This is a genomic window from Variovorax sp. YR752 (genome assembly GCF_943372545.1).
Genome location: NZ_CALRZC010000196.1, coordinates 1 through 15,726 on the forward strand (window position 1 = coordinate 1; position 15,726 = coordinate 15,726).

Here is a 15,726-nt window from a genome sequence, read left to right on the forward strand (position 1 = left end):
CCGCTGGCCAAGGCCGCCGCCACCCGCCTGATCGGCTATGCCGACGGTGACGCGCGGCGCCTGCTCAACGCCTACGAGAACCTGGTGGCGATGCTCGGCCCGGTGGCCGAGATCGACGAGCCGATGCTCGAGAAGTCTCTGGGCGAGCAGCTGCGCCGCTATGACAAGGGCGGCGAGCAGTTCTACGACACCATCTCGGCGCTGCACAAGTCGGTGCGCGGCAGCGACCCCGATGCCGCGCTGTACTGGTTCGTGCGCATGCTCGATGGCGGTGTCGACCCGCGCTATGCGGCGCGCCGCATCATCCGCATGGCCAGCGAGGACATCGGCCTGGCCGACCCGCGCGCGCTGCGCATGGCGCTCGATGCCGCCGAAACCTACGAGCGTCTCGGCTCGCCCGAAGGCGAACTGACGCTGGCGCAGGCCGTCGTCTACCTTGCCGTGGCGCCGAAGAGCAATGCCGTCTACACGGCCTACAAGGCGGTGCGCGCCTTCATCGCAGCCGACGGCACGCGGCCGGTGCCGCTGCACCTGCGCAATGCGCCGACGAAGCTGATGAAGAGCCTGGACTACGGCAAGAACTACCGCTACGCCCACGACGAGGCGGGCGGCTTCGCCGCCGGCGAGAACTACTGGCCCGAAGGCATGGCGCCGCCGAGCTTCTACGAGCCGGTGCCGCGCGGGCTGGAGATCCGCATCGGCGAGAAGTTGGAGGAATTGCGTCGTTTGAACGACGAGGCGAAGAATCGTCGGTAGAGGTCGTGCATGACCTTATGTTTGGGGTGCATGCCTGCGGAAACTCCGTACGATCTGCCCAGGGCGCCCCCTCTAGAATGCGCCCCCGACGCCCAACCCTTAGGTGAAAGCCAGGCCCGACGCACACCGTGCGGCGGGCTTTTTGCTACTAGAGTGAAAGCGCCCGGGTGTGGTGCGTACGTCCCGCCCGCCGAGGCCACCGTCTCGAACAAGGTGGCCCGATCGATAAAAGCAGTTCCGCCAGGAGATTCCCCCGATGGACACCTTCATCCAGCAGATCATCAATGGTCTGGTGCTCGGCAGCATGTATGCGCTGGTGGCACTGGGCTACACGATGGTCTACGGCATCATCAACCTTATCAACTTCGCGCATGGCGAGGTGTTGATGGTGGGGGCGCTCACCAGCTGGACGGTGGTCAGCGCGCTGGCCGACTCCGGGCTCCCGGGCTGGGTCATCCTGCTGCTTTCGCTGGCCTGCGCCATCGTGGTGTGCACGGTGCTGAACTTCACCATCGAGAAGGTGGCCTACCGGCCGCTGCGCAACGCACCGCGCCTGGCCCCGCTGATCACCGCCATGGGCATGAGCCTGCTGCTGCAGACGCTGGCGATGATCATCTGGAAGCCGACCATCAAGAGCTACCCGATCCTGCTGCCCACCGAGCCGATCCACATCTTCGGTGCGGTGATCAACACGGTGCAGATCATCATCCTGGTCACCACCGCGGTGGTGCTCGCCGGCCTGATGTACCTGGTGAACTACACCAAGCTCGGCCGCGCGATGCGCGCCACCGCCGAGAACCCGCGCGTGGCCGGCCTGATGGGCGTGCGCCCCGACATGGTGATTTCGGCCACCTTCGTCATCGGCGCGGCGCTGGCCGCCATTGCCGGCGTGATGTGGGCGGCCAACTACGGCTCGGCCTCGCACACCATGGGCTTCCTGCCCGGGCTGAAGGCCTTCACCGCGGCCGTGTTCGGCGGCATCGGCAACCTCGCCGGGGCGATGGTCGGCGGCGTGGCGCTGGGCATCATCGAGGCGCTGGGCGCCGGCTACATCGGTGCGCTGACCGGCGGCGTGCTCGGCAGCCACTACCAGGACATCTTCGCCTTCATCGTACTGATCCTCGTGCTGACGCTGCGGCCCTCGGGCCTGCTGGGCGAGCGTGTGGCAGACCGTGCCTGACCCCGGGGAGCACCAACCATGAAAAGCAACAAGCTCGTCGTCTTCCTGCTGGCCGCGCTCGGCCTGCTGATCTTCCCGCTGATCGCGCAGCAGTTCGGCAACGCCTGGGTGCGCATCATCGACATCGCGCTGCTGTACGTGCTGCTCGCGCTGGGCCTGAACATCGTGGTCGGCTACGCCGGCCTGCTCGACCTGGGCTACGTCGCGTTCTACGCGGTCGGCGCCTACATCTTCGGCCTGCTCGCCAGTTCGCACCTGTGGGACACCTTCCCGGCCATCGCCGCGATGTTCCCGAACGGCATCCACTCGCCGCTGTGGATCGTGATCCCCGCAGCCGCCTTGCTCGCCGGCCTGGCCGGCGTGCTGCTCGGTGCGCCGACGCTGCGCCTGCGCGGCGACTACCTGGCCATCGTCACGCTCGGCTTCGGCGAGATCATCCGCGTGTTCCTGAACAACCTGGACCATCCGGTCAACATCACCAACGGCCCCAAGGGCATCGGCCCGATCGACTCGATGCACCTGTTCGGCTTCGACTTCGGCAAGCGGCACGAGATCTTCGGCTACGACATCCCGCCGGTGATCAACTACTACTACCTGTTCCTCGCGCTGGTGGTGATCAGCGTGGTGATCTGCTACCGCCTCGAGCGCAGCCGCATCGGCCGCGCCTGGATGGCGATCCGCGAGGACGAGATCGCCGCCAAGGCGATGGGCATCAACACCCGCAACATGAAGCTGCTCGCCTTCGGCATGGGCGCCACCTTCGGCGGCGTGGCCGGGGTGATGTTCGCCGGCTACCAGTCGTTCATCACGCCAGAGGCCTTCAGCCTGCAGGAGTCGATCATGATCGTCGCGATGGTGGTGCTCGGCGGCATCGGCCACATTCCCGGCGTGATCGTCGGTGCGCTGCTGCTGGCGGCGCTGCCGGAGGTGCTGCGCTACGTCGCCGGCCCGCTGCAGGCGATGACCGACGGGCGGCTGGATGCCTCCATCCTGCGCCAGCTGCTGATCGCCGTGGCGATGATCGTGATCATGCTGCTGCGCCCACGCGGCCTGTGGCCCTCGCCCGAGCACGGCAAGGCGGCCCCCACCCACGTGGTGAAGTGAGGAGAACGGCATGAGCGAAATCGTCCTCAAGGTCGCGGGTGTCTCCAAGCGCTTCGGCGGCCTGCAGGCTCTCTCCGACGTCGGCATCACCATCCACAAGGGCCAGGTCTACGGCCTGATCGGCCCGAACGGCGCCGGCAAGACCACCTTCTTCAACGTCATCACCGGCCTGTACACGCCCGACTCGGGCAGCTTCGAGCTCGGCGGCGCACCGTACAAGCCCACCGCGGTGCACGAGGTCGCGAAGGCGGGCATCGCGCGCACCTTCCAGAACATCCGCCTGTTCGCCGAGATGACGGCGCTGGAGAACGTGATGGTCGGCCGCCACGTGCGCAGCCAGTCGGGCCTGATCGGCGCGGTGTTCCGCACCGGCGGCTTCAAGGCCGAGGAGAAGGCGATCGCACAGCGCGCGCAGGAACTGCTCGACTACGTCGGCATCGGCAAGTACAGCGAGTTCAAGGCGCGCACGCTGAGCTACGGCGACCAGCGCCGCCTGGAGATCGCCCGTGCGCTGGCCACCGACCCGAAGCTGATCGCGCTCGACGAACCGGCCGCCGGCATGAACGCCACCGAGAAGGTGGTGCTGCGCGAGCTGATCGACCGCATCCGCAACGACGGAAGAACGATTCTGCTGATCGAACACGACGTCAAGCTCGTGATGGGCCTGTGCGACCGCGTCACCGTGCTCGACTACGGCAAGCAGATCGCCGAGGGCACGCCGGCGGACGTGCAGAAGAACGACAAGGTGATCGAGGCCTACCTCGGCGCCGGACACAAGGCGCATTGAGGATCACGACATGGCAAACACGTTGCTCGAGGTCAGCGGGCTGAAGGTGGCCTACGGCGGCATCCAGGCTGTCAAGGGCGTTTCGTTCGAGGTCCAGGAAGGTGAGCTGGTCAGCCTGATCGGCGCCAACGGCGCCGGCAAGACGACCACGCTGAAGGCGATCACCGGGCTGCAGCCGGTGGCCGCCGGAGAGATCAAGTTCATGGGCCGCAGCATCAAGGGCCAGGGCTCCTGGGACCTGGTCAAGCAGGGCCTGGTGATGGTGCCGGAAGGGCGCGGCACCTTCACGCGCATGACCATCACCGAGAACCTGCAGATGGGCGCCTTCGTGCGCAACGACGATCAGATCGAGGCGGACATCGACAAGGTCTTCGCCATCTTCCCGCGCCTGAAGGAGCGCCGCAACCAGCTCGCCGGCACGATGTCCGGCGGCGAGCAGCAGATGCTGGCGATGGGCCGCGCGCTGATGGCCAAGCCGAAGGTGCTGCTGCTCGACGAACCTTCGATGGGCCTGAGCCCGATCATGGTCGACAAGATCTTCGAGGTGGTGGCCGACATCCACAGCCGTGGCACCACCGTCCTGCTGGTCGAGCAGAACGCCAGCCGCGCGCTCGGCCTGGCCAACCGCGGCTACGTGATGGACTCCGGCGAGATCACCATGAATGGCGACGCCAAGGCGCTGCTCAGCGATCCGAAGGTGCGCGCGGCCTCCCTCGGCGAGTAGCGCGCGGGCCTGAATTCCATGCGCCGGCGCCGTCTCGGCAAAGGGGCGGGCGCCGCTGTCGCTGAACTGCGCTGCCGCCCCCCTAGGTGGGGTTGGCGTGGTGACAGTGGTCGGGTGCCTCTGCTAACTTCCGTGTCGAAAAGAAACACGCGCCGGGGAGCCTCCCCGCGCGTCGACAGGGGGAAGCATGAACTGGTTCGGAGGGCTCGTGCAAGGCTGCGGCGCGCTCGTGGTGGCGGCTTGCCTGGCGGGAGCGGCCGCGGCGCAGGCCCCCGCTGGCGTGGCCACGCTCGCGCCGATGCTGGCACGCGTGACGCCCGGCGTGGTCGGCATCTCGATCGGGCAGAGCGCGAGCCGCGCCAACCCGCTGCTCGCCGACCCCTTCTTCAAGCGCTTCTTCGAGGAGAACGCACCGCCGCGGGGCGCGCCGTCCGGCGAGGTCGAGGTGCGCCCGGCCGGCTCGGGCGTGATCATCGATGCGCGCGATGGGCTGGTGGTCACCAACAATCACGTCGTCCAGGAGGCGACGCGCATCGTCGTCGTGCTGAAGGACCGGCGTGAACTCGAGGCCCGCCTGATCGGCCGCGACCCGGCGACCGACGTCGCGTTGCTGAAGATCGCTTCCGGCGGCCTCACCGAGGTGCCGATCGGCGACTCGGATCAATTGCAGGTCGGCGACTTCGTGGTCGCGATCGGCAACCCCTTCGGCATCGGCCAGACCGTCACATCGGGCATCGTCTCGGCGCTCGGCCGCGGCATCTCGCCCGAGGGCTACGAGGACTACATCCAGACCGACGCGGCGATCAACCCCGGCAACTCCGGCGGCGCGCTGGTCGACCTCAACGGCCGGCTGGTCGGCATCAACACCGCCATCCTCAGCGGCGGCGGTGGCCAGGGCCGGGCGGCCGGCAACATCGGCATCGGCTTCGCGGTGCCGACCAGCATGAGCCGCGAGGTCGTTGCGCAACTGCTGCGCCACGGCGAGATGCGGCGCGGCCGCATCGGCGTGCAGACGGCCGACGTCACGCCGCGGCTGGCCGCCGAGCGCAGGCTGCCGCTGACCGAGGGTGCGATCGTCTCGCTCATCGAGCCCGGCTCACCCGCCGAGAGCGCCGGGCTGAAGGTCGGCGACATCGTCGTGCGCATCAACGGCCGCACGGTGCGTGGCACCGCCGACCTGCGCAACCGCGTCGCGCTGATGGCGGTGGATAGCACCGCCGATCTGCTTGTCCACCGCGGCGCTGCGCAGGTGCGCGTGCCGATCAAGGTGGCCGCAGTGACGGCCGCCACGGCACGCGCCGGGGCGGCTGCACCCGGCGGCCCGACCGCGGCGGCAGGCGCCGATCTCGCTGGGCTCGAACTCGCCGGTGATTCCCGCGGCGTGGTCGTCGTCAAGGCCGACCCGGCCGGGCGCGGCCATGCCGTGGGGCTGCGCGCCGGCGACCTGATCCTCGGCGTGAACCGCGAACCGGTGACGTCGCCGGCCGAGTTCGCGCGCGCCATGGGCCGCGCGGGCGAGAAGGTGATCTCGATCCTGCGCGGAGAAAGCAAGTTGCGTTTCGTCGTTGGTTGAGTTTCAGCCTGAGGTCGGCGTACCGGCCTCGTCCATGCCACTGCGGCGTCGTGCCGATCAACCCAGGAGCAGCGTTCATGTCGATCCGACAAACCCTCATCGCCGCGGCGATCGCCGCGTTCGGCCTGACCGGCGCCCATGCCGCCGAGGACAAGAAGCCCAACCTCGACCGCGGCAAGACCGGTGCGCCGTCGGCCGGTGCGCAGGCGGCCGAGGCGGTCGCCACCGCCCACGCGCTGGCCCGCTATGGCGACGCCAACAAGGACGCGCTGTCGCTGATCACCGCGGCGCGCATCCTGAAGGAGACCGGCGTGCGTGCCGACGCACTCAAGGTGGCCAAGGGCACCGAGGAAGCGGCCAAGCGCAGCGACGACGCGTTGAGCGCCGACGCCGTGCTCGAGCGCGGCCGCGCGCTGGCCGCCGGCCGGCCGGACCTGCTCGCGCTGGCCGACGACGTCGCCAAGGCGAGCTCGCGCGGTGTCGACCGCGGGCCGCAGGTCGGCCGCAACAAGGTGGTCGGCAGCCGTGCCTGGCACCACTACGACCTGCGCTTCGTCGGTGGCGAACTGGCCAAGGTCTATGCACGCGGCGACGGTGACTCCGACCTCGACCTCTACGTCTATGACGAGCGCGGCAACCTGATCTGCAAGGACGATTCGCCCGGCGACGAGATGGCGTGTGCCTGGACGCCGCGCTGGACCGGCATGTTCCGTATCCGCGTGCTCAACCGCGGCATCGCCAACCAGTACTCCATCGTCACCAACTGAGCGCGCACAGCGCCTGCCGCATCTGCCATGACCGCCCGCTCGCTTGTCCGCCACGCTGCCGCCGCGCTGCTGCTCGGTGCGGCGCTGTCTGCGCCGGCGGCGGGCAAGGTGCTGGCAGTGCTGGTCGGCGTGTCGGAGTACCCGACGCTGGACAAGCGCTACCAGCTCGAGGGGCCGCGCAACGACGTCAAGCGGCTGCGCGCGGTGCTGCAGCAGCGCGGCGTGGCGGCGCAGGACCTGCGTGTGCTGGCCGACGGCGTCGACGGTGCCGAACTGCCCACGCGCGCCGCCATCCTCGGCGCCTGGCAGCAGGCCGCCGAGCGCGCCCGCGCCGGCGACGTGCTGGTGCTGTACTTCGCCGGCCACGGCAGCCAGCAACCGGCCGACCGGCGCACGCCGCAGGGGCGCGAGGAGGTCGACGGACTGAACGAGATCATCCTGCCGCGCGACGTCGGCCCCTGGGCGAACGAGAAGGTGGCGGTGGCCAACGCGATCGTCGACCACGAGCTGCGCCGCATCGTCGATGCGGTGACCGCCAAGGGCGCCTTCGTCTGGGCGATCTTCGACGCCTGCCATTCGGCGACGCTGGTGCGCTCGGCGGCGGACACGTCGTCCGAGGTGCGCTACCGCCAGGTTGCGCCGGGCGATCTCGGCATTCCAGCGCGTGCGCTGGACGAGGCGGCGACACGTTCCTCCGCGCCTGCAGCGCCCGCAGCGCCGGTCGCGGCAGCCACCGGCGGCTCGGCGTTCTTCTATGCCGTGCAGACCGACCAGGCGGCGCCGGAGATGCGCCTGCCGCTGGGCGAGCCCGGTCGCACCTCGCACGGGCTGTTCAGCTTCACGCTGGCGCGCGCGCTCGAGTCCGGCCGGCCGATGAGCTACCGGCAGCTCGCGCAGCAGGTGTTCAGCGACTACGCGGCGATGAACGAGGCGCGCGTCACGCCGCTGTTCAGCGGCTCGGCGCTCGACCGCGCCGTGCTCGACCAGCCCGCGCCGCCGGTGCGACAGTGGGCGCTGCAGCGCGACGACGGCCTGTCGCTGCGTGCCGGCCGCCTGTCCGACATCGCGGTCGGCACGGTGTTCGCTGTGGTGCCCCGACCACTGGCTGCGGCATCGGAGGCGATCGGCTTCGTGCGCGCCGAGAGTGTCGATTCGGCGCGTACCACGCTCGCGCCGCTGGCCTGGGCCGGCAAGCCCGCACCCGACCCGGCCGCCATGCCGCCAGGTGCCCACGCGCGCCTGGTGCAGAGCGGCGTGGCCTACCGCCTGCGCGTGGCCGTCGATGCGGCGGCCTGTGCTGCGCGCGACTGCCCGGCTCGTGCGGCGCTGGATCGATTGCGCGCCGCCGGCACGGCCGCCACCGGCGTGGAGGTGGAGTGGCTCGCCCCGGGTGCCGCCGCCGACGTGACCCTGCGTGTGCTGCCCGACCGCGTGCAGGTGCTGGCCCCCTCGCAGCAACTGCGCACCGACTGCGCACGCGACGGCAAGCGCGACGACAAGCGAGACTGCGCGGCGCCGCCGACGCTCGGCCTGCGCATCGCCCCGGCAGCGCCTGCCGAGACCGTGGAGGCGGAACTCGCCGCGCTGCTGCACCGCCTCGGCCGTGCCACCAACCTGATGCGCCTGGCTGCGGCGCAGCCGGCCAGCGGCTTCGGCAGCGCCGGGCTGGAGCTGAGCCTGTGGCTGCTCAAGCCGGGTGGTGCGCAGCCGCTCGGTGCCGAGCGGGTGCCGCGCCTGCGCGCCGGCGACGTGCTCGAACTGCGGCTGCGCAACCCCGGCCGCATCGCCGTCGATGCGACGGTGCTTTACACCGACGCCAACTACGGCATCACCGCGCTGTGGCCGGACGCCAGTGGCGTCGACAACCGGCTCGGCCCGGGCGACGAGCATGCGCTGCGCATCGACATCACCGACGAGGCGATCGGCGTCGAGCGCATCCTGACCATCGCCGCCGAGGCGCAGGCCAAGGCCGAGCGTACCGACCTGTCCTTCCTCGCGCAGCCACCGCTGACCGTGCTGCGCAGCGCGAGCCCGGCCACCGCCGACGAACTGATCCAGGGCTTCCGCGACGCGGCCTTTGCAGAACACACGACACGAGGCGCCGCGGTGCGCCGCCCGACCCCGCGCACGGCGATGCACGTGCTGACCCTGCAGGTGGTGAGATGAGCGACGAAGCAGCGCCGGAAGCCGGCTGGCTGGCCGCGATCGCCGCCGGCGGCGCAGGCCGCGAAGTCGCGGTGCGCGCGCTGTGGCGCGCCTACCGCTCGCCGCTGCTCGGCTGGCTGCGCCGCCGCGGTGCCGGCGACGACGAGGCCGAGGACCTGCTGCAGGACGCCTTCGTCAAGCTCACCGCATCGGCCGGCAGCTACCGCGGCGACGGCTCGGCGCGCGGCTGGATCTACGCCATCCTGCGCAACCAGTGGCTGGATCACCTGCGCCGGCATCGCCCCGAGGTGCTGCTCGACGACGACGGCTGGGCCTGGCTGGAGGACACCGTCGCCGCCGACGCGCCGAGCGGCGGCGGCGAGGACGACTGCGTGCGCAACGCTTTCGCGCGCTTCGGCCGCGAGCACCCCGAGCGTGCCGAAGCGCTGCGCCGCATGGTGGTCGACGGCTGGAGCGTGCGCGAGGTTGCCGGCTACCTGCAGCGCACCGAGCGGGCCACCTTCGAATACCTCTCGCAGTGCCGCAAGAAGTTGCGGCCGCTGCTGCAACCCTGCCTCGACCTGCTGGGGCAACGACCATGAACGATCCGCATCCGCAGGACGACCCGTCGCTGGCGCGCTGGCTGGCTGCGCTGCGTGGCGAACGCGGCGAGGGCGAGGGTGACGGCAGCCTCGACGCGCAGTCGCTGCGCACGCTGCTGCAGGCCGAGTCTGCACGCGAGCAGGCGGCGGCGAAAGCCGGCGGCGAGGACTTCCATGCCGACCGGCTGGTCGAGCGCCTGCGACGCGAAGGCTTGCTGGACGCCGCGCCGGCTCCCGCGAAGGGCGCGTCCGGATGGTCGTGGAGCCGCTCGCTGCGCTGGGCGCTGCCCTCGGCGGCCGTCGCGCTGGCCGCACTGTGGATGGTCATGCCGCCGCCCGACGACCCCTATGGCGAACCACCGGGCTACCGCGGCACGCTGCAGGAACTGGGCACCACCGCCAGCAACCCGCGCGCGAGTGCCGAGGCCACCGCCGCGGCGCTGCGCGCCGCCGGGGTCGAGGCCTCGATCTATTCCGCGCGGCCGATCTACTACGTCGACCTCGATGTCACCGACAACAACCGCGACGCCGTGCAGGCCGCACTGAAGCAGGCCGCGCCGCCGCTGGCCGCCGCGTCGGTGCCGGCCGGCACGCTGCGCCTGCGCTTCCAGAAACCATGAACTCACGACGCTTCCTCCCGACGCTGTTCGCGGCGCTCACCTTCCTGTTCGGCCATGCGGGGGCGGCCGCAGCCTCGCGGACCTGGCAGGGCTGGCTGGAGGTGCGCGCCCATGCCGGGCCGGGCTGCGCGCACGAGCCGACGCCGCCGTACCGGCGCGCGGTGCACCTGATCGCCGTCGCAGCGGACGATGCCGCGGCGCCATCGTCCTGGCTGGTGCTCGGCGCGATGGAGCCGGTGCGCATCGTGCCGAGCAACGGCGCGCTCGCCCTGGTCTCGGCCGAGGATGCGCGACGCATGCTCGGGCGCGTCGATCCTGTCGGCGCCGCGGGGCCCATTGCCGGCCGTGCCTTCATGGCGGGCTGGGCCGAGCGCGCCGATGCCGTCGACGGCGGCTGTGCGTTCGCGCAGGCCGAGTTGCAGGTCGAACCCGCCACGGCGGACGCTGCGGCCCTGTCGCGTGTGCAGCCGCTGCTCTCGCTGTGGGCCGCGCAGTCCCGCGAAACGCCCGGGGCTGCGTGGCCGGCGCCGGTCGTCGCCGAGGCGCTGGCGCACTTCGAGGCGCTCGCGCAACCGGCCGCGCCGCCCAGTGGCCTGGGCGGCCTCGCCAGCGACCTGGCCGAGCAGTTGTGGTCGACCAAGCGCCGTGCCGAGGCGGCACCGCTGCTGGCCGTCGCGGCGGCGCTGTATGCGCGCGACGGTGAACTCGCCTTGCGCCACCGTGCGCTCGCGCTCGCCCGGCTCGGCGAACTGATGGGCTCGCTGCGCCGACCTGCGGCGGCCGAGGCGGCCTACCGCGAAGCGCTGGCACTGGCACAGACACGCAGCGATGCGCGCCTCGCGGCACGCCTGCACAACCACCTCGGTACGCTGCTGCTGCGCGGCGGGCGCAGCGACGAGGCCGCCCAGGCCTTCGAACAAGCCGTGGCCGGCGAACGCCGCGGCGGCGACGTGTTCGACCTGGCCGTGGCGCTGAACAACCTCGGCCAGTCGCAGGAACGCCGCGGGCAGACCGCGTTGGCACGGCGCAGCTATGAAGACGCGCTGACGGTCATCGCGCAGGCCGGCGAAGAAGGCAGCGGCCTGGCCGCGATGCTGCGTCAGCACCTCGAGCAGCTCGACGCGCCGCGCGGATCGACGCCGCGCGCACAGCCGCTCGGCGCCTGAGCGTGGAATCGAAATGAACACGCACATTGCCCTGCAGCCGAGCCCGTGGCGGCGCTGGCATGCCCTGCGCGCCGGGCTGCTGCTGGTGGCCGCGCTGGCCGGCCCCGGCGCCTGGGCGGCACCGACAGACAGCGCCGACTTCGTCGAGCAGTTGCGACTGGCGCGCCGCCTCGCGGCCTACGCGCAGGCCAACGACGATGCGCTGGCGATGCTCGCCGCGGCACGCGTGATGGCCGAGACCGGCGCTGCGCGCTCGCGCAGCGACCCGCAGCAGCCCGGCGAGCCGCTGGCCGATGCCTACTTCGACCGCGCCGAGGCCCTGGCGCGTGGCCGCGCCGACCTGGCGGCGCTGATTGCCGATGCGCGCGCCGCGCGGCTGCGCCATTCGCGCGCTGGCGGCGACGTGCGGACGTCGGTGGTGCTGGGTGGCGGCCGGCTTCGAGTCAGGCTCAACTACACGCTGGGTCAGCGCGCCCGCTTCGGCATCGACCCCGACCCGACCGATTCAGTGACGCTGCGCGTGCTCGGCCCGGGCCAGGAACTGCTGTGCGAGCTGTCGACCCAGCGCGAGCAGCGCGGCTACGTCGAGTGCGAATGGCTGCCGCAGCAGGCGGGCGACACGACCATCCTGATCCTCAACCCGAACCCGCGCGCGGTCGAGGTGATGTACTTCCACAACTGATCCGATGCGTGCGCCTGTCCACTCCCGTTCACTGGCCTGCCGCCTCGGCGCGGCGGCCGTGCTGGCCCTGTGCGCCGGCTGCACCGTCGTCACCGGCGTCGAGGGCGTGAGCTACCGCAATGCGCGCAACCAGGGCGAGGCGCTGCACCGGTCGGGCAAGCCGGTGCCGCGCGCGGTCGACCGATGGCAGGCCGACAAGGACCTGTTCATCGGCGTGGCCATCAGCGGCGGCGGCAGCCGTTCGGCCAACTTCGGCATGGCCGCGCTGGCCGAACTGGAGGCGCTGGGCATCCTCGAACACGTCGACGCCATCTCGGCGGTCAGCGGTGGCTCGATCCCGACCGCGCTGTTTGCGCTCGACGGCGACCAGCCCGGCTGGGCCGAGCGCGGCCGTGCCAAGGTCGGCACCGACATGCTGCGGCCGCTGGTCGGCCGGCTCCTCAACCCGGTCAACGCGCTGGCCACCACCTTCACCGACCGCGACCGCAGCGACACGATGGCCGAGATCTTCGAGGACAAGCTCTTCGACGGCCGGCGCGTGCGTTTCGGCGACCTCGGCGCGCGCGGCCCGATGCGCCCGGCGATCTACTTCAACGCCACCGACAGCACCGACGGCGGCCGCCGCTTCGTCTTCACCGAGGAGAGCTTCGTGCGCCTGGGCTCCGAGCTCGGTGCCTACCCGCTGGCCTGGGCGATGGCGGCGTCGGCCGCCTTCCCCGGCGCCTTCAACTCGGTGACGCTGCGCCGCCATCCGCTGGACGCCTCGGCGCCGCGCGGCGAGGCGCGCTACCTGCACCTGATCGACGGCGGCGTGTCCGACAACCTCGGTGTCGAGACGCTGATCGAGAAGGCGCGCGCGCAGCACATCGCGGCGCTGCGCGGCAAGCGCAAGCCGCGCGGCTGCCTGATGATCCTGATCGACTCGCACGTGCCCTCGACCACGGTGTCGGAGTCGCTGCAGTCGGACCGGCGCAACGTGGCGTCGATGCTGATCGACCTGAACTTCCTCGACGCGATCGACGGCATGCTGTCGAACCGGCGCGACGACACGCTGGCGCGGGTCGGCATCCGCCGCGCCGACGCGGTTGGCCTGTTCGACATCGAGATCCAGCCCGGCCTGGTCGAGAAGGGCGTGCGGCCCTACCGCCGCGTCGGCGAGTTCGAGATCGGCTTCCTCGTTGCCGACGGGCTGCCCTTGGCGACCGCCGACCTCTTTCTCGAGGAGGGCACACTCGCCTTCGAGGCCTCGCAGCGCATCCGCCCGGAGCGCATGAGCTGCCAGGCCTGGCATGTGTCGCTCGGCGACCTGCAGAGCATCGTGCCGTGGCGCGAGCGTGAAGGCCGCTGGGAGCGCCTGTCGCTCGACGCACCGGCCGACCAGACGGTGTTCGCTGCGCGCGCGCGGCTGGCGCGGCTGATCGAGCAGGTCTCGACCAGCCACCACCTCACCGGCCCCGCGCAGTGCAGCGCACCGACCATCCAGCAGGCGCTGTTCGATGCTGCGCACATCGCCGTGCGGCAGGACAAGGACTCGCTCGACCGTGTGTGCGGCTGGTTCGCCGAGCGCGGCCTGGCCACCGGCGGGCGCTGCCGCGCCGAGGCCGCGCCGCTCGGCCCTGACGGCCCGGCGATGGAGCCGATCCGCATGCCGCGCAGCGACGATCCGATCGAGCAGCGCGCCAACCGCTTCATGCGCTGCGTCGACACGGGCGATCCGGCCGTGCCGCTCGCACCCTGACATGTTTCAAGCTCATGCGTCATTCGTTCCGGGAGCCCCGATGAAGCAAACCCTGTCCCTCGTCCTGCTGGCCGCGGCCAGCGCGGTCCATGCCGAGACGCCGTGTTTCCTGATCCCTGCCCAGGGCGCGCAGGCCAACGTGGCCGGCACGCCGGTGAGCGGCCCGATGCTCAGCCGCGCCTGCGATGCGCTGGTGGTGCAGGCCGGCAGCGTGCGCGCGGTCTACAGCGACACCGACGGCGCGACACACATGCCGGTGATCGCTGCCGGCGAGCGCTTCGTCGCAGCCAAGGCCAGCCAGGCGATGCAGTCCTACGAGGACCTGGACTTGAACCTGCGCTCCGTGTCGCGTGTGTCCACCGGCGGCCCGGCGGTCAAGCGTTTCGATCCGGTGACGCTGCAGGCACGCGAGTTCAACGCACCGTTCAAGGAGATCCACGTGCCGGCATCCGGCCTGGCCTTCAAGCCGGCGAAGGTCGGCGCCGACGCGCAGTTTCAGGTGCTCGACGAGGGCAAGCGGGTTGTGCAGAGCGGCCCGGTCGGCGTGGGCGTGAAGATCGACCGCAAGGGCCTGTCGCCCGGTGGCCGCTACGTCTACCAGTTGCTCCAGGGCGGCAAGCCGGTGCTGGCGAGCAGCTTCACGCTGACCGATCCGGACAACGAGAGCTTCGTCGCTGCCGGGCTGCAGCGCATCGACTCGACGCCGGGGCTGGACGCTGCGGCGCGCGCCATCGCCCGGGCACTGCTCTACGAGGAGCGCTCGCTTTCCTTCAACGGCATGCTGGTCATGCAGGGGTTCCCGCGATGAAGACCACGATCGCCTGGCTCGCGCTGTGCGGTGTGATGCCGCTGGCCTGGGCTCAGCAGGGCAGCGAGTTCCTCGACCAGAAGGTCTCCAAGCTCGCCACCAGCGACGCAGACTACCTCTGCGAGCGTCTCTACGACTCGGCCAGCCCGGTGGGCATGCTCGCCGAGCTGGCGCTGATCATCGGCCCGCGTGTGCTGCTGCAGAAGGTGCCGGACGTCTCCGGCATCTCGCCACAGGAGAACAAGGAGCTGTTCGACAAGCTGCGCGTGCTGGCGCGGCGAAAGGTCTGGTTGCCGGTGAGCGCCGAGACGCAGGTCGGCAGCTGGTTGAACGAGAAGTACGTCAAGGACGGCGCCATCATCGCCAGCGACAAGCTCAATTCGCGCGACCGCCAGCGCTTCGAGGAGATCCGCAAGACGCTGGACGCGATCGTCGGCACGCTGCCCGAGGACAACCCCTACAAGTTCACGCTGCAGGTGGTGCAGGGCGACCAGTCGAACGCGTCGATCGGTGTCGGCGGATACGTCTACCTCAACCTCGGCCTGGTGCGCGACCGCTCGCTCAACGCCAACGACATCGCGCTGCGCCTGGCCCACGAGGTCGCGCACCTGACGCGGCGCCATGCGCTGAAGGACATCCAGCTCAAGCTGATCGACGCGATGGCGGCGAAGAAGGACATCCAGGGCATGCTCAGCATCGCCACCAACCCGGTGAAGACGGTGCAGGACGTGCTGGGCACGGCCAACTCGACGCTGCTGCTGTTCCAGCGCTTCGACCAGAACCAGGAGCTCGAGGGCGATGCCTGCGGCATGTACCTGCTGTCGCGCACGCCAGGCATCGACGCGCGCGCCGCGCTGAAGGCCTACGAGGCGCGCAAGCCGCTGACCGCGCCCGAGTCCTGGGACACCTCGCACCCGACGCACGAGGAGCGCCAGTTCGTGATGACGGTGCAGCTCGACCCGGCGCAGCGCGAGCAGGCGATCCAGCGCAACAAGTCCGGCGGCGGGCCGCGCACGCCGCCGCTCACCGGCAATGCGCCGGCGGCGGCGCCGGCCACCGCCGGCGGCGCGACCA

At 71.0% G+C, this 15,726-nt stretch carries 14 protein-coding genes and 1 pseudogene; all 15 read left to right on the forward strand.

Annotation, left to right across the window (positions count from 1 at the left end; all coding sequences use genetic code 11):
- Positions 1-756: pseudogene (locus AAG801_RS31655) on the forward strand (recombination factor protein RarA); the annotation flags it as partial.
- Between the two features lie 256 nt (positions 757-1,012).
- Entirely contained in the window at positions 1,013-1,936 is a 924-nt protein-coding gene (locus AAG801_RS31660) for a branched-chain amino acid ABC transporter permease (protein ID WP_341891958.1), read from the forward strand.
- A gap of 18 nt (positions 1,937-1,954) precedes the next feature.
- A complete protein-coding gene (locus tag AAG801_RS31665) occupies positions 1,955-3,040 on the forward strand; it encodes an ABC transporter ATP-binding protein (RefSeq protein WP_341891959.1) in 1,086 nt (361 codons plus the stop codon).
- Between the two features lie 10 nt (positions 3,041-3,050).
- A complete protein-coding gene (locus AAG801_RS31670) occupies positions 3,051-3,827 on the forward strand; it encodes an ABC transporter ATP-binding protein (protein ID WP_341891960.1) in 777 nt (258 codons plus the stop codon).
- Positions 3,828-3,837: 10 nt separating this feature from the next.
- Positions 3,838-4,551 (forward strand): ABC transporter ATP-binding protein, encoded by a 714-nt coding sequence (locus tag AAG801_RS31675; RefSeq protein ID WP_341891961.1) that lies wholly within the window; start codon positions 3,838-3,840, stop codon positions 4,549-4,551.
- A gap of 187 nt (positions 4,552-4,738) precedes the next feature.
- Positions 4,739-6,124: a Do family serine endopeptidase gene (locus AAG801_RS31680; RefSeq protein WP_341891962.1), complete on the forward strand. Its 1,386-nt coding sequence runs from the start codon at positions 4,739-4,741 to the stop codon at positions 6,122-6,124.
- 77 nt (positions 6,125-6,201) lie between these two features.
- Complete coding sequence (locus AAG801_RS31685) at positions 6,202-6,891, forward strand: hypothetical protein (protein WP_341891963.1); 690 nt, start codon at positions 6,202-6,204, stop codon at positions 6,889-6,891.
- A 27-nt stretch (positions 6,892-6,918) separates the two neighbouring features.
- Positions 6,919-9,057 carry a caspase family protein gene (locus AAG801_RS31690; protein ID WP_341891964.1) on the forward strand — a complete coding sequence of 713 codons (2,139 nt, stop codon included), beginning with the start codon at positions 6,919-6,921 and terminating at the stop codon, positions 9,055-9,057.
- Positions 9,054-9,638, forward strand: coding sequence for an RNA polymerase sigma factor (locus AAG801_RS31695; protein WP_341891965.1), 585 nt, complete (start codon positions 9,054-9,056; stop codon positions 9,636-9,638). Before AAG801_RS31690 ends, AAG801_RS31695 begins: the two co-directional genes overlap by 4 nt.
- Positions 9,635-10,258: a hypothetical protein gene (locus AAG801_RS31700; protein WP_341891966.1), complete on the forward strand. Its 624-nt coding sequence runs from the start codon at positions 9,635-9,637 to the stop codon at positions 10,256-10,258. The genes AAG801_RS31695 and AAG801_RS31700 overlap by 4 nt, the downstream gene beginning before the upstream one ends.
- Positions 10,255-11,424, forward strand: a complete 1,170-nt coding sequence (locus AAG801_RS31705; protein WP_341891967.1) for a tetratricopeptide repeat protein — start codon at positions 10,255-10,257, stop codon at positions 11,422-11,424. The genes AAG801_RS31700 and AAG801_RS31705 overlap by 4 nt, the downstream gene beginning before the upstream one ends.
- 13 nt (positions 11,425-11,437) lie before the next feature.
- Positions 11,438-12,106: a hypothetical protein gene (locus AAG801_RS31710; RefSeq protein WP_341891968.1), complete on the forward strand. Its 669-nt coding sequence runs from the start codon at positions 11,438-11,440 to the stop codon at positions 12,104-12,106.
- A 4-nt stretch (positions 12,107-12,110) separates the two neighbouring features.
- Positions 12,111-13,844 (forward strand): patatin-like phospholipase family protein, encoded by a 1,734-nt coding sequence (locus AAG801_RS31715; RefSeq protein ID WP_341891969.1) that lies wholly within the window; start codon positions 12,111-12,113, stop codon positions 13,842-13,844.
- Between the two features lie 40 nt (positions 13,845-13,884).
- The gene (locus tag AAG801_RS31720) at positions 13,885-14,652 is read left to right on the forward strand and encodes a hypothetical protein (RefSeq protein WP_341891970.1); all 768 of its coding nucleotides are present in this window, start codon (positions 13,885-13,887) and stop codon (positions 14,650-14,652) included.
- Positions 14,649-15,726: M48 family metalloprotease (locus AAG801_RS31725; protein ID WP_341891971.1), on the forward strand; the 1,078-nt coding region annotated here is incomplete at its 3' end. The genes AAG801_RS31720 and AAG801_RS31725, both read left to right, overlap by 4 nt.

Coding starts and splice junctions, on each gene's coding strand:
- AAG801_RS31660 (WP_341891958.1), top strand. CDS start 1,013: ATGGACACCTTCATCCAGCAGATCATCAATGGTCTGGTGCTCGGCAGC.
- AAG801_RS31665 (WP_341891959.1), top strand. CDS start 1,955: ATGAAAAGCAACAAGCTCGTCGTCTTCCTGCTGGCCGCGCTCGGCCTG.
- AAG801_RS31670 (WP_341891960.1), top strand. CDS start 3,051: ATGAGCGAAATCGTCCTCAAGGTCGCGGGTGTCTCCAAGCGCTTCGGC.
- AAG801_RS31675 (WP_341891961.1), top strand. CDS start 3,838: ATGGCAAACACGTTGCTCGAGGTCAGCGGGCTGAAGGTGGCCTACGGC.
- AAG801_RS31680 (WP_341891962.1), top strand. CDS start 4,739: ATGAACTGGTTCGGAGGGCTCGTGCAAGGCTGCGGCGCGCTCGTGGTG.
- AAG801_RS31685 (WP_341891963.1), top strand. CDS start 6,202: ATGTCGATCCGACAAACCCTCATCGCCGCGGCGATCGCCGCGTTCGGC.
- AAG801_RS31690 (WP_341891964.1), top strand. CDS start 6,919: ATGACCGCCCGCTCGCTTGTCCGCCACGCTGCCGCCGCGCTGCTGCTC.
- AAG801_RS31695 (WP_341891965.1), top strand. CDS start 9,054: ATGAGCGACGAAGCAGCGCCGGAAGCCGGCTGGCTGGCCGCGATCGCC.
- AAG801_RS31700 (WP_341891966.1), top strand. CDS start 9,635: ATGAACGATCCGCATCCGCAGGACGACCCGTCGCTGGCGCGCTGGCTG.
- AAG801_RS31705 (WP_341891967.1), top strand. CDS start 10,255: ATGAACTCACGACGCTTCCTCCCGACGCTGTTCGCGGCGCTCACCTTC.
- AAG801_RS31710 (WP_341891968.1), top strand. CDS start 11,438: ATGAACACGCACATTGCCCTGCAGCCGAGCCCGTGGCGGCGCTGGCAT.
- AAG801_RS31715 (WP_341891969.1), top strand. CDS start 12,111: ATGCGTGCGCCTGTCCACTCCCGTTCACTGGCCTGCCGCCTCGGCGCG.
- AAG801_RS31720 (WP_341891970.1), top strand. CDS start 13,885: ATGAAGCAAACCCTGTCCCTCGTCCTGCTGGCCGCGGCCAGCGCGGTC.